Below are 19,031 nucleotides of genomic sequence, written 5' to 3'. Positions count from 1 at the left end.
GGACCCCCTCTGGTTCGACGTCAGGAATGCTCCAGTCTCGTCAGCGACTCACCGGTAGGGGTGCGGGTGAACCAACAGGATTCAGCCGCGCCGCTTGGAGACTCCATATCATCCGGTGAAAAGCTGGGCCGCCTTCAGTACCAGCTCATACACACCGTACGCGAGGGGGATCCCGACCCAAAGCCAGGCGAAGACGATCAGACCGGTACGCGGCTCAGGCGGCACGGTGCTCTTCGCTGGGGACGTGTTCATCTGCGGCCTCCCTGGGGGCGGGGACGTGGTGGCGCGGGTGGACGGGCCTGACCAGTTCATTGGCGACGAAGCCGATGACCAGCAGCCCGATCATGATGGTGAACGAGAGACCGTACAGCCCCGATCCGCTTCTGCCCGCCGCTTCCTGACTGTCCGCGACCCGGTTGACGATCAGCGGGCCGAGCACACCGGCGGTGGACCAGGCGGTGAGCAGCCGGCCGTGGATGGCGCCCACCTGGTAGGTGCCGAAGAGATCCTTCAGGTAGGCGGGGATCGTGGCGAATCCGCCTCCGTAGAAGGACAGGATCACCAGCGCGCAGAGGACGAACAGCGGCTTGGACGAGTCGCCGAACAGTGAGATCAGCAGATACATCACCGCGCCGACGCCGAGATAGACGCGGTACATGTTCTTCCGGCCGATCAGGTCCGAGGTGGAGGACCAGCCGATCCGGCCCGCCATGTTGGCGGCGGAGAGCAGTGCCACGAAGCCGGCGGCGGCCGAGACGCTGACGGGCGTGTCGGTCTCCGCGAAGAAGTCGGTGATCATCGGGGCGGCCTTCTCCAGGATTCCGATCCCCGCGGTGACGTTCATGCACAGGACGACCCACAGGCACCAGAACTGCGGGGTGCGCACGGCGGATCTGGCGGACACCTGCGCGGTGGAGATCAGCGCGCCCGCGGCGGGCTCGGCGCCGGGGGCCGGCCGCGCCCCGCCGTCCCCGCCCTGCCGGTAGCCGGGCGGGGGTACGCGGACGAGCAGGACGCCGAGCGCCATGAACACCGCGTACACCAGCCCGTGCACCAGGAAGGCGAGCGCGATCCCCTTGCTCCCCGCGCCGAACGAGTCCAGCATCTGCGCGGACCATGGCGAGGCGATGAGCGCGCCGCCGCCGAAGCCCATGATGGCGATGCCGGTGGCCATGCCGGGCCGGTCGGGGAACCACTTGATCAGGGTGGAGACGGGCGAGATGTAACCGATGCCGAGGCCGATACCGCCGACGAAGCCGTAGCCGAAGACGATCAGCCAGTACTGCTCGGTGACGGCGCCGAGCGCGGCGAGCAGGAAGCCCGACGAGAAGCAGCAGAGAGCGACCGTCATCGCCCAGCGCGGCCCCTTGCGTTCGACGAGGGTGCCGCCGAAGGCCGCCGACAGCCCGAGCATGACGATGCCCAGCTGGAACGGGAGGGCGCTGGCGGTGCCGGAGAGTCCGAGCGCCGATTCGAGCGGTGGCTTGAACACGCTCCAGGCGTAGGCCTGCCCGATCGACAGGTGCACCGACAGCGCGGCGGGGGGTACCAGCCAGCGGCTCCAGCCGGCGGGCGCGAGTGGTGGCGTCATGGTCGGGAACTCTAGGAACCGACCGACCGGTAGGGAAGATCTTCGGCCGAGTTTGCCGACTGCATACCTTTCCGGAGCCTTGTCGACCAGAACTACATACTGTAGACAATATATCGTCAACACGGAGTGTGATCAACGGCACAGAGAACAGACAGCGGAGTGTGACCCTTCCCTCGGTCTCCCTCAAACCGAACGGAGAGCCCCACAGTGAAAGTCGCAGTTGTCGGCGCCGGAGCGATCGGCGCCTATGTCGGAGCCGCTCTCGACCGAGCGGGCGCCGACGTCCATCTCATCGCCCGCGGACCGCACTTGTCCGCCATGCGGGAGCACGGAGTCAGAGTGCTCAGCCCACGCGGCGATTTCACCGCGCGGGTGCACGCCACCGACCGGCCGGAGGACATCGGTCCGGTCGACTATGTGTTCCTCGGACTGAAGGCGAACTCCTACGCGGCGTGCGGGCCGCTGGTGACGCCTCTGCTCAAGGACAGTACGGCGGTCATCGCCGCCCAGAACGGCATTCCCTGGTGGTACTTCCACGGCCACGGCGGCCCGCACGACGGCCGGCGGGTCGAGAGCGTCGATCCGGGCGGCTCGGTCAGCGCCGTACTCCCACCCGAACGTGCGATCGGGTGTGTGGTGTACGCGGCGACGGAGCTGGAGGGACCGGGCATCGTCCGGCATCTCGAAGGCACCCGGTTCTCGATCGGCGAACCCGACCGCTCGGTGTCCGCGAGGTGTCTGGAATTCAGCGATGCCATGCGTACCGGAGGTCTCAAATGTCCCGTCGAGGCCGAGTTGCGCGAGGACATCTGGATCAAGCTCCTCGGCAATATCTCGTTCAACCCGATCAGCGCCCTCACCCGCGCCACCATGCGGGAGATGTGTCTGCACCGCTCCACCCGCGAGGTCATCGAACTGATGATGTCGGAGGCCCTGCGGGTCGCCGAGGCGCTGGGCTGCCGCCCCGACATATCCGTTGAACGGCGGCTGGCGGGGGCGGAAAGGGTCGGTGACCACCGGACCTCCACTCTCCAGGACCTGGAGAAGGGCAAGCCCCTGGAGCTGGATGTCCTGCTCGCCGCCGTCGTGGAACTCGCCGCGATCAGTGATGTCCAGGTGCCGACGCTCCGCACGGTCGACGCGATCTCCGATCTGCTCGCCCGCGGTGTGACCGCGGCTGCCTGACCACCCGTCGCCGATTCCCGGAGAGGCGGGTACGCGTCAAATCCCCGCACCGGGGTTCCCTCGCGTACCCGCCACCGGGATACTGTATGCAATGGGGCGCGGCCACCACTCCCAAAGGAGAGCGCAGCGTGAAGAAGCGAGACCGCACGCCGAAGACGTATGCCCGCATCACCCACCCCCTGGTGCGGGACGAGAAGGGCGGCCCCCTCCGCAGGGCGACCTGGGACGAGGCGCTGGACCGCGCGGCCGAGGGCCTGGGCGCCGCACGCGGCGCGTTCGGGATGTTCTCCTGCGCCCGCGCCACCAACGAAATGAACTATGTGGCCCAGAAGTTCGCCCGTGTGGTGATGGGCACCAACAATGTGGACTCCTGCAACAGGACCTGTCACGCGCCGAGTGTGGCCGGTCTCTCCGCCGTCTTCGGATCCGGGGGCGGCACCTCCTCGTACGGGGAGGTCGACCATACGGATCTGATCGTGATGTGGGGCTCCAACGCCCGCTTCGCCCACCCGATCTTCTTCCAGCATGTGCTGCGGGGCATCAGGAACGGCGCGCGGATGTACGCCGTCGACCCCCGCCGTACCTCCACCGCAGAATGGGCCGAGAGCTGGCTGGGACTGAACGTCGGTACGGACATCCCGCTGGCCCACGCGGTCGGCCGCGAGATCATCCACGCGGGGCTGCACAACCGCTCGTTCATCGAGCGCGCCACCACCGGGTTCGAGGAGTACGCCGCCGAGGTCGAGCCGTGGACGCTGTCGGTGGCCGAGCAGGTGACCGGCGTACCGGCCGAGGCGATCCGCGAACTCGCGCACGCCTACGCCCGCGCCGAACGCGCGCAGTTGTGCTGGACGCTGGGCATCACCGAGCACCACAACGGCACCGACAACGTACGGGCGCTGATCAACCTCTCGCTCCTCACCGGGCATGTCGGCCGGTACGGCTCGGGCGTGCAGCCGCTGCGCGGTCAGAACAACGTGCAGGGCGGCGGCGACATGGGCGCCATCCCCAACCGGCTGCCCGGCTTCCAGGACATCCTGGAGCCCGGTGTCCGGCGGAAGTTCGAGACCGCGTGGGACACCGTGATCCAGCCGCACTACGGACTGAACCTGACGGACATGTTCGAGGCGATGGAGACCGGCGAGCTGAAGGCCGTCTACTGCATCGGCGAGAACCCCGCCCAGTCCGAGGCCGACAGCGAACAGGCCGTGGAGCGGATGAAGCGGCTCGACTGCCTCGTGGTGCAGGACATCTTCCTCACCAAGACCGCCGAACTCGCCGATGTGGTGCTGCCCGCCACCGCCGCCTGGGCGGAGACGGACGGCACCACCACCAACAGCGAACGCCGGGTGCAGCGGGTGCGCAAGGCCGTCGAGCCGCCGGGCGAGGCGCGCGAGGACATCGACATCATCTGCGAGCTGGCGGGCCGGCTCGGGCACGCCTGGAAGTACGCGGACGCCGAGTCGGTGTGGAACGAGCTGCGTTCGGTCTCCCCCGACCACTACGGCATGACCTACGAGCGGCTGGCGGAGCATCAGGGCATCCAGTGGCCCTGCCCGGACACGGACAAGCTCGAACCGACCTATCTGCACGGCAGGCTGTGGGAGGCGGACCCCGCCAAGCGCGGCAGGCTCGCCCCCTTCGGCATCGTCAAGCATGACCCCCCGGTCGACCTGACGGACGATCAGTACCCGATCAGGCTCACCACGGGACGCCGGCTCGACTCGTACAACACCGGTGTGCAGAGCGGCAGTTTCGCCTCTCCCCTGCGGCGCGGCGAGTATGTCGAGCTGTGCCCGGAGGACGCCGAGCGGTACGGGGTGACGGTGGGCGAGGAGGTCCGGATCTCGTCGCGGCGCGGCACCGTCCAGGCGCCGGTCTGGGTCGATCCGGGGCTCCGTCCCGGTCTCGCCTTCATGACCATGCACTTCCCGGACGAGGTGGACACCAACCAGCTGACCATCGAGGCCAATTGCCCGATCGCGGGCACCGCCGAGTTCAAGGCCTCGGCGATCCGGATCGAGAAGCTGCCCGCAGCGGCGTCGAGGAGCTGAGACTCAGTGGACCTGCACTTCGGTGACAGCAAACCGACCGACGAGGAGCGGGCGGCGGTCGACGCGCTGCTCGGCCCGCCGGCCTCGGCCTGGGAGGGCGCGGAGGACCGTACGGACACGGATCTGCGCTGGGCGCGGGGCGGTCGCGAGGCGCGGGCGCGCAGAGACCTGCTGCTGCCGGGGTTGCACGCGGTCAACGACCGTGTCGGCTGGATCAGCGAGGGCGCGCTGGACTACCTCTGCCGGCGGCTCACGGTACCGCCGGCGGAGGCGTACGGCGTCGCCACGTTCTACGCGATGTTCGCGGTCACCCCACGCCCCGCGAAGGTGCTGCACGTCTGCATCGACCTGGCCTGCGCCGCCCATGGCTCCCAGGCGCTCTGCGCGCGCCTGGAAGAGCGGCTGGGGGCCGCGGGCACGCCCACGGGCGGCGCTGTCTGGCAGCCGAGCCCCTGTCTCGGCCTCTGCGAGCGCGCCCCGGCGGCGCTGCTCATCCAGGCGGGGCCGGCGGCGGACGCCGAGGCGACGGAGCCGCCGTCCCGGCCGTACGCCACGGCAGTCGTCGCCCCCGCCACCGCCGAGGCGCTCGTCCTGGCCACGGCCGCGCCCGAGGCCGCGCCGGCGGAACCCGCCGCCGCGATGGCCGTGCCGCAGGCCGGGCAGCCAGGACTGACACTGCTCCGCCGGGTCGGGGTCGTCGATCCGTACAGCCTCGACGACTACCGGGCGCACGGCGGCTACGCGGCGCTGCGGCGGGCCTTCGACATCGGGGCCGCCGGGGTCATCAGGGAGGTCACCGACGCCGGTCTGGTCGGCCGCGGCGGCGCGGCCTTCCCCACCGGCCGCAAGTGGCAGGCCACCGCCTCGCAGCCGGCCCATCCGCACTATCTGGTCTGCAACGCCGACGAGTCGGAACCCGGCACCTTCAAGGACCGTGTGGTCATGGAGGGCGACCCATACTCCCTGATCGAGTCGATGACCATCGCCGGATACGCGGTCGGCGCGCACCACGGCTATCTCTATCTGCGCGGCGAGTATCCGCGCGCCCTGCGGCTCCTCCGGAACGCGATCGACCAGGCGCGCGCCCGCGGACTGCTCGGGGACGATGTCCTCGGCCAGGGGTACGCCTTCGACATCGAGATCCGGCGCGGTGCGGGCGCGTACATCTGCGGTGAGGAGACCGCGCTGTTCAACTCCATCGAGGGCTACCGGGGCGAGCCGCGCTCCAAGCCGCCCTTCCCGGTGGAACAGGGCCTGTTCGGCAAGCCGACCGCCGAGAACAACGTCGAGACACTGATCAATGTGCTGCCGATCCTCACCGGCGGCGCCCAGGCGTACGCGGCGACCGGCACGGCCCAGTCCACCGGGCCCAAGCTGTTCTGTGTCTCCGGCAGTGTGTCGCGCCCCGGAATCTACGAACTGCCCTTCGGCGCCACGCTGGGCGAGCTGCTCGATCTGGCGGGCACACCGGGCGAGGTGCGCGCGATCCTGCTCGGCGGCGCCGCGGGCGGGTTCGTACGGCCCGACGAGCGGGACATCCCGCTCACCTTCGAGGGGACGAGAGCGGCCGGCACCACACTCGGATCCGGTGTGGTGCTGGTGATGGACGACACCGTACGACTGCCGCGGATGCTGCTCCGCATCGCCGAGTTCTTCCGCGACGAGTCCTGCGGGCAGTGTGTGCCCTGCCGGGTCGGCACGGTACGGCAGGAGGAGGCCCTGCACCGGATCCTGGACCGCACGGGCGCCGAGGCCGCCGGGGACGTCGCGCTGCTGCGCGAGGTCGGCCGGGCCATGAAGGACGCGTCCATCTGCGGTCTCGGACAGACCGCGTGGAACGCCGTCGAGTCCGCCATCGACCGTCTGGACGTCTTCGAGTCAAGGGGTGCCGAGTGACCGCGATACCGCTTCAACCACCGCGCCGGCTCATCGAGTTCACCCTGGACGGCCAGGAGACCCGGGTACCGGAGGGGTCCACCCTGCTCGACGCCTGCCGGGCCGCGGGCAAGGACATCCCGACGCTCTGCGAGGGCGACACACTCACCCCGAAGAACGCCTGCCGCGTGTGTGTCGTCGAGGTCGAGGGCGCCCGTACGCTGGCGCCCGCCTGCTCGCGCCGCGCGGAGGCGGGCATGGACGTCCGCACGGACACCGAGCGCGCCCGGCACAGCCGGAAGATCGTCCTCGAACTCCTCGCCTCGTCGACCGACCTCTCCACCACCCCGAGGGCCGCGGAGTGGCTCAAGGAGTACGACGCGAAGCCCGAGCGCTTCGGGCCCGACGCGGCCAGGCTGAACGAGGAACCGAAGATCGACAATGATCTGTACGTCCGCGACTACGACAAATGCATCCAGTGCTACAAGTGTGTCGACGCATGCGGCGAGCAGTGGCAGAATTCGTTCGCGATCTCCGTTGCGGGCCGCGGCTTCGACGCCCGTATCTCCACCGAGCACGACACACCGCTCACCGATTCGGCCTGTGTCTACTGCGGTAACTGCATCGAGGTCTGCCCGACCGGAGCACTCAGCTTCAAGTCGGAATTCGACATGCGGGAGGCCGGCACCTGGAACGAACCGGCCCAGACGGAGACCACCACGATCTGCGCCTACTGCGGTGTCGGCTGCAATCTGACACTGCACGTGCAGGACAATGAGATCGTGAAGGTGACATCGCCGCACGACAATCCGGTGACACACGGAAACCTCTGCATCAAGGGCCGTTTCGGCTACCAGCACGTACAGCAGCACTGACGGCAGCACCGACGAGTAGGACTGGATCACATGGGACGGGTCACCGAGCGCCGCCGCACCATCCGTATCCGGGACGGAGCCGTCTCGACCCGCCCCGACACCCTGGTGGCCGAAGAACCGCTGGAAATCCGGCTGAACGGCAAGCCACTCGCCATCACCATGCGCACGCCGGGCGACGACTTCGCGCTCGCGGCGGGCTTCCTGGTCAGCGAAGGGGTCCTGGCGGCGGGGTCCGATGTCCAGTCCATCGTGTACTGCGCCGGGGCGAAGGACGACGGCTCGAACACGTACAACGTGGTCGACGTACGGCTCGCGCCGGGAGTGCCCGTGCCGGACATCACACTGGAGCGGAATGTCTACACGACCTCGTCGTGCGGGCTGTGTGGCAAGGCCAGCCTGGACGCCGTACGGACCACCGCCCGCTTCCCGATCAACGACACTCCCCCGGTCCGCGTCGAACCCGCGCTGCTCTCCGGTCTCCCCGACCGGCTGCGGGCGGCGCAGCAGGTCTTCGACCGGACCGGGGGCCTCCACGCGGCCGCGCTGTTCTCCGAGGACGGCGAGATGCTCGACATCCGGGAGGATGTCGGCCGCCACAACGCCGTCGACAAGCTCGTCGGCCGGGCACTGCGGCAGGACCTGCTGCCGCTCTCCCGGGCGATCCTGCTCGTCTCCGGCCGCGCTTCCTTCGAACTCGCACAGAAAGCCGTGATGGCGGGCATTCCTGTGCTGGCGGCGGTGTCGGCGCCTTCGTCGCTCGCCGTCGATCTCGCCGCGGAGAGCGGGCTCACGCTCGTCGGCTTCCTCCGCGGCGCCTCCATGAACGTGTACGCGGGGGACGGGAGGATCGCCCTGCACACCGGGGTCTGACCACCCCCGCTGCACGGAACAGGGCCCGGCCGGCGGGGAGCGCCCCCTGCGTCGGCCGGGTCCTTTCTTCTTTTCCGTGAGGCTCGGTTCGCCTCGTCGGCGCGCCCCTTCGGCTCACTCGCCGACGGGTGTGGAGACGGGCGTACGGATCGAGGCGGGGCGATTTCGTGGCCCCGGGACCTCCGGTTGCCGCGGCTGCTGGGAATCCTTCGCCCGGCGCTTCGCGATCACCGCGCACACCATCAACTGCATCTGGTGGAACAGCATCAGCGGCAGTACGGCCAGGCTCGCCTGCGCGCCGAACAGCACGCTCGCCATGGGCAGCCCCGCCGCCAGGCTCTTCTTCGATCCGGCGAACTGGATCGCGATCCGGTCCGCGCGGCCGAAGCCCAGGCGCTTGCCGCCGTACCAGCTCAGCGAGAGCATCGCGGCGAGCAGCACCGCCTCGACGCCCAGCAGCACCGCCAGCCTGGCGGGGGTCACCTGGTGCCAGACGCCCGCGGCCATGCCCTGGCTGAACGCGGTGTAGACGACCAGCAGGACCGAGCCGCGGTCGACCAGGCCGAGCAGTGTGCGGTGGCGGGTGAGGAAGCCGACGATCCAGCGGCGCAGCAACTGGCCCGCGAGGAACGGCAGCAGCAGTTGGACGGCGATCCTGAACAGCGAGTCGGCGGAGAAGCCGGTCGTCCCGCCGCCGATCAGCAGCGCCGCGAGCAGGGGGGTGATCACGATGCCGACGAGGCTGGAGAAGGACCCGGCGCAGATCGCGGCCGCCACATTGCCGCGGGCGATGGAGGTGAAGGCGATGGACGACTGGACCGTGGAGGGCACCAGGCAGAGGAAGAGCAGTCCGCTGTAGAGCTCGGGGGTCAGGGCGAACGGTACGAGCCCCCGTGCCGCCAGCCCCAGCAGCGGGAAGAGCAGGAACGTACAGGCGAGGACGGTCAGATGGAGCCGCCAGTGCTTCAGCCCGTCGACCATCTCGCGGGTGGAGAGCCGTGCTCCGTAGAGGAAGAACAGCAGCGCCACCGCGCCCGTCGAGGCCCCACCCGCGACATCGGCGACCGTGCCGGAGGCCGGCAGCAGCGCGGCGAGGGCGACGGTTCCGATGAGCGCCAGGATGTAGGGGTCGACAGGCAGCCAGGACGGGATCCGGATGCGCGGGGAAGGACGGCGGTTCATGTGCTCCACTACTGGCTGTCGGTACAGTGCGTGCCTCCCCATGCTCCCCCTGTTCTCCATGATCGGGAATCCCGCATACCGCTCTCACTGTCATCGCGACTCGTGATAACGCTCTAACCTGGCGGTATGTACGACCCACGACAGCTGCGCACCTTCCTTGCCGTGGCCCAGACCCTGAGTTTCACGCAGGCCGCGCACCGGCTCGGACTGCGCCAGTCCACGGTGAGCCAGCACATCCGCCGTCTTGAGGAGGCGACGGGGCGGCTTCTGTTCACCCGGGACACCCATAGCGTGGAGCTGACCGAGGACGGCGAGGCCATGCTCGGCTTCGCCCGGACGATCCTGGCGGCCCACGACCGGGCGGCGGCCTACTTCACCGGGACGCGGCTGCGCGGCCGGCTCAGGTTCGGCGCCTCGGAGGACTTCGTCCTCACCCGGCTCCCGGAGATCCTGGAGACCTTCCGGCTCGACCATCCCGAGGTCGACCTGGAGCTGACCGTGGAGCTCTCCGGCATCCTGCACGAACAACTGGCGGACGGCCGGCTCGATCTGGTGCTGGCCAAACGCCGCACGGGCGACCGCCACGGCGAGCTGGTCTGGCAGTCCACGCTGGCCTGGATCGGGGCACCACAGCTGCGCCTGGACCCGGAGCGTCCGGTCCCGCTGATCGCCTTCCCGCCGCCCGCCCTCACCCGCGCCCGCGCGCTGGAGGTGCTGGAGGCGCACGACCGGCGCTGGCGCATCGCGTGTACGAGCGGCAGCCTGAGCGGGCTGATCGCGGCGGCCCGCGCGGGGCTCGGTGTCATGGCGCACACCAGGGGGCTGATACCGCCCGGCCTGGTGCCGGTCCCGGCGAAGGCCGGGCTGCCCGAGCTGGGCGGGGTGGACTTCGTCCTGCTGCACGGCCGGCGCCGTGGCCGCCGGGACACGCAGGAGGCGGCGGACGCGCTGGCGGCGGCGATCCTGGCGGGCGGCGACCGGCTGCACCGTCCGGCGGCGGACAGTCGCTGACCCGTGGCGGAAGCCCATGGGCACGGTCATAGGTACAGACCAAGGCCCCGGCCCGGTAGAGCGCGCGTGACAACAGCGTACGGATTCGGTGGAGATTCCCCCGCCGGCGACTTACTCCACGGTCAGATGTCTGTCACGAGCCCTCGGAAGCGGGCTCGAATCGGGCGCTGACCTGTGGCGATACGGCTTCGCTCCGGTTCGCGGACGCTCTCCCCCCGGAACGCCCGTTGGGGTACCGTCACCCGCGCTGTGCGGAGCGCCACAAGGAGCAGGTCATTGCGCGAATTCACCGTCCCCCCTCTGCCGGCCGCCCCCCACGTCGGTGGGCTCGCGGACGCCGTGTTCGATCATGCCGTCGACGATCCGCGACGGATCGCGCTCGGCCGCAAGGACGAGCGGGGCCAGTGGTGGGACATGACCTCGGCCGCGTTCCGCGACGAGGTGCTGGGGCTGGCGAAGGGGCTGCTGGCGCACGGCGTACGGTTCGGCGACCGGGTCGCGATCATGTCCCGTACCCGCTACGAGTGGACGCTCTTCGACTTCGCGCTCTGGGCGGTCGGCGCGCAGTCCGTGCCGGTCTATCCCACGTCCTCGGCCGAACAGGTCTACTGGATGCTGTACGACGCCGAGGTCTCGGCCTGCATGGTCGAGCACGAGGACCACGCCATGACCATCGGTTCGGTCATCGACCGGCTGCCCAGACTCAAACGGCTCTGGCAGCTGGACGCCGGCGCGGTGAACGAGCTGTTCGCGGCGGGCGCCGGGATCGACGACGAGGTGGTGCACCGCCACCGCAAGGCGGTGACACCGGACTCCGTGGCCACGGTCATCTACACCTCGGGCACCACCGGACGCCCCAAGGGGTGTGTGATCACCCACGGCTGCTTCATGTTCGAGGCGGACACGGTCCTCGGACGCTGGGAGCCCGTCTTCCGCGCGAAGGCCGGTGACGAGGCGTCGACGCTGCTCTTCCTGCCGCTCGCGCATGTCTTCGGGCGGATGATCGAGATCGCGGCGATCCGCGGCCGGGTGAAGCTGGGGCATCAGCCCGTCCTCCAGGCGAGCGCGCTGATGCCCGATCTGGTGGCGTTCCGGCCGTCCTTCATCCTGGCCGTGCCGTACATCTTCGAGAAGGTCTACCACGCGGCGCGCCGCAAGGCGGAGACGGACGGCAGGGCCGGGCCCTTCGACAAGGCCGTGGAGGTGGCGGTGCGTTACGCGGAGGCGCTGGAACACCGCGCCTTCGGCCTCGGCCCCGGCCCCTCGGCGACGCTGCGGGTGCAGCACCAGTTCTTCGAGAAGGCCGTCTACAGCAAGGTCCGTGACGCGCTGGGCGGCCGGGTGCGGCACGCCATGTCGGGCGGTTCGGCGATGGACCGGCGGCTCGGGCTGTTCTTCGCGGGCGCGGGCGTCACCGTCTACGAGGGGTACGGGCTCACCGAGTCCTGCGCGGCGGCCACCGCCAACCCGCCGGAACGCACCCGCTACGGCACGGTCGGCCGGCCGATCCCCGGCACCTCGGTGCATATCGCGGCGGACGGCGAGGTGTGGCTGAGCGGCGACCAGATCTTCTCGGGCTATCTCAACGACCCCAAGTCCACCGACGCCGTACTGCACGACGGCTGGCTGGCCACCGGTGATCTCGGGTCGCTCGACGAGGACGGCTATCTGACCATCACCGGCCGGAAGAAGGAGATCCTGGTCACCTCCGGCGGCAAGAGCGTCTCGCCCGGCGCCCTGGAGGACCGGGTGCGGGCGCATCCGCTGGTGTCCCAGTGCCTCGTGGTCGGCAACGACCGGCCCTACATCGCGGCGCTGGTGACCGTGGACCGGGAGGCCGTCGACCACTGGCTCTCCATCCAGGGCAGGTCACCGCTCAAACCCACCGATCTGGTGCGGGACAAGGATCTGGAGATGGAGATCCGGCGCGCGGTGGTGGCCGCGAACACGGCGGTGTCCCAGGCCGAGTCGATCCGTACGTTCCGGATCCTCGCGCGTCCGTTCAGCGAGGAACAGGGGCTGCTGACACCGTCGTTGAAGCTCAAGCGCAAGGCCATCGAGGCCGCCTACGCGGTCGAGGTGGACGCGCTCTACCGATGAGATGCCCACCGGCTCCGCACGGGCGGGAATCCGCCCGCCGCCGTGATCGTTGTACGGCGGAGAAGCCACCGACGACGTTAGGATCGACCGCTCGTGAGCAAGGTCCCCACCCTCACTCTCAACAACGGCATCGAGATGCCCCAGCTCGGCTTCGGCGTCTGGCAGGTCCCGGACGACGAGGCGACGCGGGCCGTCGGCACCGCACTGGAGGCCGGCTACCGCAGCATCGACACCGCCGCCATCTACGGCAACGAAGAGGGCACGGGCAACGCCATCAAGGCCTCCGGCATCGCCCGTGAGGAACTCTTCGTCACCACCAAGCTGTGGAACAGCGAGCAGGGGTACGACACGACGCTGCGCGCCTTCGACGCCTCGCTGGAGAGGCTCGGTCTGGAGTACCTCGACCTCTATCTGATCCACTGGCCGAGGCCGGCCGTCGACGCCTACGTCGACACCTACAAGGCGTTCGAGAAACTCCTGGGCGACGGCCGCGTCAAGGCCATCGGCGTCTCGAACTTCCTTCCCGAGCACCTGGAGCGGCTGATCGGCGAGACCTCCGTGGTCCCCGCCGTCAACCAGATCGAGCTGCACCCGCAGCTCCAGCAGGCCGAGTCCAGGGCCCTGCACGCGAAGCACTCCATCGCCACCGAGGCGTGGTCGCCGCTCGGGCAGGGCAAGGGGCTGCTCGACGTGCCGACGGTGGTCGCCGTCGCGCACAAGCACGGCAGGACCCCGGCGCAGGTGGTGCTCCGCTGGCACATCCAGCTGGGGAACGTGGTGATCCCCAAGTCCGTGACCCCGTCCCGGATCCGGGAGAACCTCGACGTCTTCGGCTTCGAGCTGGACGCCGACGATCTGGCGGCGTTCGCCGCGCTGGACGAGGGCAAGCGCATCGGATCCGACCCGGCGGAGGTCAACGACTGACCCCGCCTCCGGACGCCCTGGCGCCGTCTGCCGGTTCCGGCCGGCGGCGCCGTGGTCCGCGGGCCCTCCCGTCCGCGGGCCCTCTCCAGGACCCGACCGGCAGCGCGCCCGACCGGTACTCCTGGGGGCTGACGCCGCGTACCCGTTTGAAGGCCGCGCTCAGCGCGAACGAACCGCTGTAGCCGACCTTCCTGGCCACCGACTCGACCGTCGCGTCCGTACCGCGCAGCAGATCCCCGGCGAGCGCGAGCCGCCAGCCGGTGAGATACGCCATCGGGGGCTCCCCGACCAGCTCGCTGAAGCGGCGGGCGAGCCCGGCCCGTGAGACACCGCACGCGGCGGCGAGCGAGGCGACCGTCCAGGGGCGGGCCGGCTCGTTCTGGAGCAGCCGCAGGGCGTTGCCGACCGCCGGATCGGCCATGGCGCGGTACCAGCCGGGCGCTTCCGCGCCGGGCCGCGAGAACCACGCCCTGAGCACGGCGATCAGCATCAGATCGAGCACCCGGTCGAGCACCACGCTCTGGCCCGGTTCGTCCCGGGAGATCTCGTCGTCGAGCACGGGCATCAGCGGGCAGTTCCAGACATCGGCCGGCAGATGGAGCAGCGGCGGCAGCGCGTCCAGCAGCCGTCTGCTGACCTCGCCGTCCATCTGGTACGTACCGATGAGGACGGTCGTGCCGCCGTCGGGGGCGTTGCCCCAGGTCCGTACGCCCAGCCGCATGGACTGCGCGAGCGGCTCGCCCGCCAGGGTGCGGCAGGCGCCGCCGGGGCCGATCAGCGCGCGCGGCGCGGTGCCGGGGCTGTCGGCGGTGATGTACGGCTCGGGGCCCCGGGCGATCGCGACGTCCCCGGGGCGCAGCGGCACCGGATCACCGCCCCCGTCGGGGACGATCCAGGCCTCGCCGCGGGTGACACACATCAGACACAGCGGGGCCCGGTCCTCGATCCGGACGGACCACGGCGGCTCCATCACCATGCGCAGCAGAAAGGCCCCGCGCGCCCGCGGCCCGTCGAGGAGTCCCGCCAGTACGTCCATGGTCACCAGCGTAAATGGACCGGCCGGAGGGCCGGCCGCGGGACCTGCGGTGTCCGTCAGGAGGCGCCGTGCGCGGGGGCCAACGCCTCGACGCGCCGGGCCAGTTCGACATCGCGCGCGGTGAGCGCGCCGCCCGCGTCATGCGTACTCACCGCCAGGGTGACGGTGTTGTAGCCCAGGGTCAGCGCGGAGTGGTGGTTCAGCTCCTCCTGGGTCCCGGCGATATGGACGACCATCGCGGTCGCCGCGAAGTGCGTGCCCAGCCGGTAGGTACGGGTCAGCAGACCGTTCTCCACGGACCAGCCGGGAAGCTCCCGCAGCCGGTCCTCGATCTCGTTCTGCGACAGCGGCTCGGTGGCCATGGCCTGGCTCCTTACGGGAACGGGCAGCGACGCGGCCGACGATACGACGTCTCCGCGCGCCGCCGGGTCAGCCGTGCCGCGCGCACCCCGTACGCCCCTGCCGGGACCGGTGCATTACGGTCCTCGTATGGCAGCTCGCGGTATGACGTCCCAGGCCACGGCGTCCGGCGTCACGGCGGCCCGGACCGGCGATCCGGGTGTCGGGCCCCTGCTGCGCGACTGGCGCAAGCGGCGTCGGGTCAGCCAGCTGGAGCTGGCGATCCGGGCCGGTTCGTCCGCCCGGCACATCAGCTTCATCGAGACGGGCCGGGCCCGCCCCAGCGAGGAGATGGTGCTGCGGCTCGCCGACCGGCTCGACGTACCCGTACGGGAACGCAACACACTGCTGCTGGCGGCGGGTTACGCGCCCCGGTTCACCGAGACGGCGCTGGACGACCCGGCCATGGACGCCGTACGGGAGGGCCTGGACCGGCTGCTGCGGGGGTACGAACCGTATCCGGCGGTCGTGGTGGACGGCACGTACACCGTGGTGGCCGCCAATCAGGGCGTCGCCATGCTGCTGGAAGGGGTGCCCGAGAAGCTGCTCGCGCCGCCGCTCAACTCGATGCGGCTCACCCTCCATCCGGAGGGACTCGCGCCGCGTATCCGCAATCTGCGGGAGTGGCGCGGACATCTCCTGGACCAGATGGAGCGCCAGCTCGCGCTGCACCGCTCCCCGGCGCTGCGCGCGATGTACGACGAGGTCGCCGCGTATCCGCCGCCGGTGTCCGGGGCGTGGGGGGACGAGTCGCCGGACGGGGACGCGCGTGCGCTCCGTTCCGTCGCGGGGCCCAGCTTCGCGCTGCCGATGATCATCGAGCACGACGGGCAGGTGCTCTCCTTCCTGTCGTCCATCTCCACCTTCAACACCCCGATGGACGTGACCGTCGCGGAACTGGCCATCGAGACGTTCGTCCCGGCGGATCCGGCCACCGTCGCCTATCTGACCTCGCGCGCCGGGTGACGCACCGCGATGAGTTCCCGCCGTGCCGGGAGTCTCCCCTCCGACCGCGTACACGGGAAGGTGGACCGATGACCACGCTGCGCAACACCCTGGAGAAGCATGTCGGCGACGGCTCGATGCCGGGAGCCGTGGGCCTGGTGGCCCTCGGCGACCGGGTCGAGGTGGCGGCCGTCGGCTCCACCGACATCGAGGGCACGTCCCCGATGGCCAGGGACTCGATCTTCCGTATCGCCTCGATGACCAAGCCCGTCACGGCGGCGGCGGTCATGATGCTGGTCGACGACGGCCTGATCGCGCTGGACGACCCGGTCGCGCCCTGGCTCCCGGAGCTGGCGTCGCCGAAGGTCGTCCGTACGCCGGTCGGTCCGGTCGACGACGTGGTCCCGGCCGTCCGGGCGATCACCGTGGCCGATCTGCTCAGTTTCCGCGCCGGGTACGGGTTCCCGTCCGACTTCTCGCTGCCCGCGGTCGCGCTGCTGTTCAGCGAGCTGATGCAGGGAGCGCCGCAGCCGGGGCGCGTGGCGGCGCCCGACGCGTGGATGGCTGCTCTGTCCCGCATTCCCCTGCTGCACCAGCCGGGAGACGTCTGGCTGTACAACACCTGCTCCGACATCCTGGGCGTGCTGATCGCCAGGGTCGCGGGCCGTCCGCTGTCCGAGTTCCTGGCGGAGCGGCTGTTCGAACCGCTTTCCATGGCCGACACGGGATTCGAGGTACCGGCGGACAAGCTCGACCGGTTCACCGCCTACTACGGGACGGGTCCGACAGGCGGCCCCGAGCTGATCGACGCCCCCGACGGCCAGTGGAGCGGCCCGCCCGCGTTCCCGTCCGGCGCCGGCGGACTGGTCTCGACCGCCGACGACTGGTACGCCTTCGCGCGGATGCTGCTCGCCGAAGGGACGTTCGACGGCCACCGGCTGCTGTCGCCCGCGTCGGTACGGCGGATGACCACCGACCAGCTCACCCCGGCCCAGCGCGCGGCGAGCACGCTGTTCCTGGAGGGCCAGGGCTGGGGTTTCGGCGGCTCGGTCGATGTCGCGGAGACCGACCCCTGGAATGTGCCGGGACGGTACGGCTGGATCGGCGGTACGGGCACGGCGGGGCATCTCGTCCCGTCCACCGGGGCGGTCACGATCCTGCTCAGCCAGCGGGCGATGACCGGCCCGACCCCGCCGCCGCTGATGCGGGACTTCTGGCGGTACGCGGCCGGCGCCTGAGCCCGCGCCGGCGCACGGGCCCGTCGTCACCAGGCGCCTCGTCGTCACCTGGCGCCCCGTCGTCACCAGGCACGCCGTCGTCGCCGCGCGAGCCCGTGCCGGCGCGCCGCGGTCACCAGACCGTGAGCAGCAGATGGTTGACGAGGAGGGCCAGGCCGGCCTGGGCCGCGAGCCAGCCGCGGTGGTCACGGGCGGGCAGCAGCGCGGCGGCGGCCGGCAGCCAGAGCGTGAACGGCAGCCAGATGCGCTCCGTCTCGGCCTTGCTCATCCCGGACAGATCCGCGACCAGCAGCGCCAGGAGCACCGCGGCCAGCAGCAGGGCGACCGTCCGGTGGGTGCCGCTGGGCCCCCGGCCGGTGCTCCGGTGCCCGCGACCGGAGCCCTGGGTACCGCGGACCGCGGCGGGCAGACGCCGGATCCCGGCGACCGCGGCGAGTCCCGCCGCGATCACCACCGCGGCTCCATTGGCCCATACCCAGTAGCCGTAGGGGCGCTCCCTGGCCACGCCCTGGTAGTAGCGCTCCACCAGCAGTCCGTACGCCTCCCACCACCGGAACCCGGCCAGCAGGAACGCCACCGCCACCGCCGCGAACCCCAGCACCGCGAGACCCGCCACCGGCAGCGGCCGTGCCCTGCGGGCGAGGACGAGCACCGCCACGGCGGGGAAGACCATCAGCGTCAGCCCGTACGACAGCTGGACCGTCACCCCGAACAGCAGGCCGGAGCCGAGCGCCGCCGCCCGGGGCGCGCGGACGGTACGGGTGGCCGCGAGCGCCAGCAGGGCGAGCGCCCAGGCGGCGACGGCCGCGAAGTAGCCGTCGGCGGAGGCGCCGACCCATACGGCGCCGGGGGCGAGGACGAGGAAGGGGGCCGCCGCGCGTGCCGCGCGCCCGGCGCCCAGCGCGCGCAGCGTGACGAGGACGGCGACGGCCGTCGAAGCGCCGGTGACCACGCAGAACGCGCCGGCCCACGCACCGCCGCCGAGCCCGATCCGGTCGAGTCCGACGAACGTCAGCACGGCGCCCGGCGGATGGCCCGCGATATGGGTCGGCCAGTTGTCCGGCGGGCCGATCAGGATGTGCCGGGTGAAGTCGCGCAGGGTGGCGGGGATGTCGTCGAACCGGTCGACACCGCTCAGATACTCGTGCCGGGTGGCCAGCCGTCCGGCCACGCCGCGCTGCCACCCGTCCACCAGCGCCAGTGACCAGGTCCAGGCCAGCGCGGCGGCCCAACTGGCCCAGGTCAGCGCGCGCCAGGACAGCCGGGCGGCGAGGGGCGGCCCGTACGCGATCACCGCGACGGCGGTCAGCAGCGCCGGAAGCGTGCCGGGTCCGAGGTGCGGCATCCACTGGGCCAGCAGGGGCGGCCAGCTGACGTGAAGGGTCCCGTCGTAGTGCTCGATCAGGGTGCCCACCACGGCGGCGGCGGCGAAGAGGAGCGCGCCCCCGCCGGCCGCCATCAGGTCGAGCCGACGGCCGGAGCGCTCCACGGGGACGGGCGGGGCGCACGCGGCTTCCGCCGCGTGGGGGGCTTCTGGTGCTTCTGGCGTTTCCGGGGCTCCGGAGCCCACGCCGGGGCGGGGTAGCAGGGTCACGGCGTCACGTTAGGCATGCGGGCCCGTGTCCAGGGGCGACCGACAGGCCACGTCATCGAACCGTCAGATCCCCCGCCATCGGATCTCCCGCCGTCCGGTCTCCCGCCGTCCGGGTCGGCGATGGCGACGTCAGGGTTTCGTCATGCGTCGAA

Annotated in this window: 16 protein-coding genes; 10 read left to right on the top strand and 6 right to left on the bottom strand. The window is 70.9% G+C overall.

The window, feature by feature from the left end; translation table 11 throughout:
• Positions 1–108 precede the first annotated feature (108 nt).
• The gene (locus ACZ7LS_RS11700) at positions 109–252 is read right to left on the bottom strand and encodes an MFS transporter small subunit (RefSeq protein WP_382529567.1); all 144 of its coding nucleotides are present in this window, start codon (positions 250–252) and stop codon (positions 109–111) included.
• Positions 215–1,591, bottom strand: a complete 1,377-nt coding sequence (locus tag ACZ7LS_RS11695; RefSeq protein ID WP_382667736.1) for an OFA family MFS transporter — start codon at positions 1,589–1,591, stop codon at positions 215–217. Before ACZ7LS_RS11695 ends, ACZ7LS_RS11700 begins: the two co-directional genes overlap by 38 nt.
• A 207-nt stretch (positions 1,592–1,798) precedes the next feature.
• Here ACZ7LS_RS11695 and ACZ7LS_RS11690 point away from each other — a divergent pair, with 207 nt between their 5' ends.
• The 5 genes from ACZ7LS_RS11690 (at position 1,799) to fdhD (ending at position 8,450) form a co-directional block, all read left to right on the top strand.
• Entirely contained in the window at positions 1,799–2,776 is a 978-nt protein-coding gene (locus ACZ7LS_RS11690; protein ID WP_382529573.1) for a 2-dehydropantoate 2-reductase, read from the top strand.
• A gap of 128 nt (positions 2,777–2,904) precedes the next feature.
• Positions 2,905–4,830, top strand: coding sequence for a molybdopterin oxidoreductase family protein (locus tag ACZ7LS_RS11685; protein WP_385129407.1), 1,926 nt, complete (start codon positions 2,905–2,907; stop codon positions 4,828–4,830).
• A 6-nt stretch (positions 4,831–4,836) separates the two neighbouring features.
• Positions 4,837–6,726, top strand: a complete 1,890-nt coding sequence (locus ACZ7LS_RS11680; RefSeq protein ID WP_385129405.1) for an NAD(P)H-dependent oxidoreductase subunit E — start codon at positions 4,837–4,839, stop codon at positions 6,724–6,726.
• Positions 6,723–7,580 carry a 2Fe-2S iron-sulfur cluster-binding protein gene (locus ACZ7LS_RS11675; RefSeq protein ID WP_129768049.1) on the top strand — a complete coding sequence of 286 codons (858 nt, stop codon included), beginning with the start codon at positions 6,723–6,725 and terminating at the stop codon, positions 7,578–7,580. Before ACZ7LS_RS11680 ends, ACZ7LS_RS11675 begins: the two co-directional genes overlap by 4 nt.
• Positions 7,581–7,610: 30 nt before the next feature.
• Positions 7,611–8,450, top strand: a complete 840-nt coding sequence (gene fdhD, locus ACZ7LS_RS11670; RefSeq protein ID WP_382667746.1) for a formate dehydrogenase accessory sulfurtransferase FdhD — start codon at positions 7,611–7,613, stop codon at positions 8,448–8,450.
• 114 nt (positions 8,451–8,564) lie between these two features.
• On the opposite strand, the gene ACZ7LS_RS11665 is transcribed toward fdhD, so the two are convergent.
• Positions 8,565–9,632, bottom strand: a complete 1,068-nt coding sequence (locus ACZ7LS_RS11665) for a bile acid:sodium symporter family protein (protein ID WP_382667749.1) — start codon at positions 9,630–9,632, stop codon at positions 8,565–8,567.
• Between the two features lie 126 nt (positions 9,633–9,758).
• Here ACZ7LS_RS11665 and ACZ7LS_RS11660 point away from each other — a divergent pair, with 126 nt between their 5' ends.
• The 3 genes from ACZ7LS_RS11660 to ACZ7LS_RS11650 all read left to right on the top strand — a co-directional run bounded on the left by ACZ7LS_RS11660 (position 9,759) and on the right by ACZ7LS_RS11650 (position 13,667).
• Entirely contained in the window at positions 9,759–10,643 is an 885-nt protein-coding gene (locus tag ACZ7LS_RS11660; protein WP_382667751.1) for a LysR substrate-binding domain-containing protein, read from the top strand.
• Positions 10,644–10,943: 300 nt separating this feature from the next.
• Complete coding sequence (locus tag ACZ7LS_RS11655; protein WP_382668150.1) at positions 10,944–12,743, top strand: AMP-dependent synthetase/ligase; 1,800 nt, start codon at positions 10,944–10,946, stop codon at positions 12,741–12,743.
• Positions 12,744–12,836: 93 nt separating this feature from the next.
• The gene (locus tag ACZ7LS_RS11650; RefSeq protein ID WP_382529590.1) at positions 12,837–13,667 is read left to right on the top strand and encodes an aldo/keto reductase; all 831 of its coding nucleotides are present in this window, start codon (positions 12,837–12,839) and stop codon (positions 13,665–13,667) included.
• Here ACZ7LS_RS11650 and ACZ7LS_RS11645 read toward each other — a convergent pair.
• On the bottom strand, positions 13,657–14,703 hold the full coding sequence (locus ACZ7LS_RS11645) for an AraC family transcriptional regulator (RefSeq protein WP_382529593.1): 1,047 nt from the start codon (positions 14,701–14,703) through the stop codon (positions 13,657–13,659). The two genes, ACZ7LS_RS11650 and ACZ7LS_RS11645, sit on opposite strands and share 11 nt — an antisense overlap.
• A 56-nt stretch (positions 14,704–14,759) precedes the next feature.
• On the bottom strand, positions 14,760–15,065 hold the full coding sequence (locus ACZ7LS_RS11640) for a 4a-hydroxytetrahydrobiopterin dehydratase (RefSeq protein WP_382529596.1): 306 nt from the start codon (positions 15,063–15,065) through the stop codon (positions 14,760–14,762).
• A 142-nt stretch (positions 15,066–15,207) separates the two neighbouring features.
• Here ACZ7LS_RS11640 and ACZ7LS_RS11635 point away from each other — a divergent pair, with 142 nt between their 5' ends.
• Both ACZ7LS_RS11635 and ACZ7LS_RS11630 read left to right on the top strand, forming a co-directional pair.
• On the top strand, positions 15,208–16,068 hold the full coding sequence (locus ACZ7LS_RS11635; protein ID WP_385129450.1) for a helix-turn-helix domain-containing protein: 861 nt from the start codon (positions 15,208–15,210) through the stop codon (positions 16,066–16,068).
• Positions 16,069–16,136: 68 nt separating this feature from the next.
• Positions 16,137–17,285, top strand: a complete 1,149-nt coding sequence (locus ACZ7LS_RS11630; RefSeq protein ID WP_382529599.1) for a serine hydrolase domain-containing protein — start codon at positions 16,137–16,139, stop codon at positions 17,283–17,285.
• A gap of 112 nt (positions 17,286–17,397) precedes the next feature.
• Here ACZ7LS_RS11630 and ACZ7LS_RS11625 read toward each other — a convergent pair whose 3' ends face one another.
• Positions 17,398–18,744 (bottom strand): hypothetical protein, encoded by a 1,347-nt coding sequence (locus tag ACZ7LS_RS11625; RefSeq protein ID WP_382529616.1) that lies wholly within the window; start codon positions 18,742–18,744, stop codon positions 17,398–17,400.
• Positions 18,745–19,031: the final 287 nt, after the last annotated feature.

This window comes from Streptomyces sp. NPDC039430, assembly GCF_055639435.1.
Note: the sequence above shows the minus strand (reverse complement) of the source record. Positions and strands in the feature narration are given on the sequence as shown.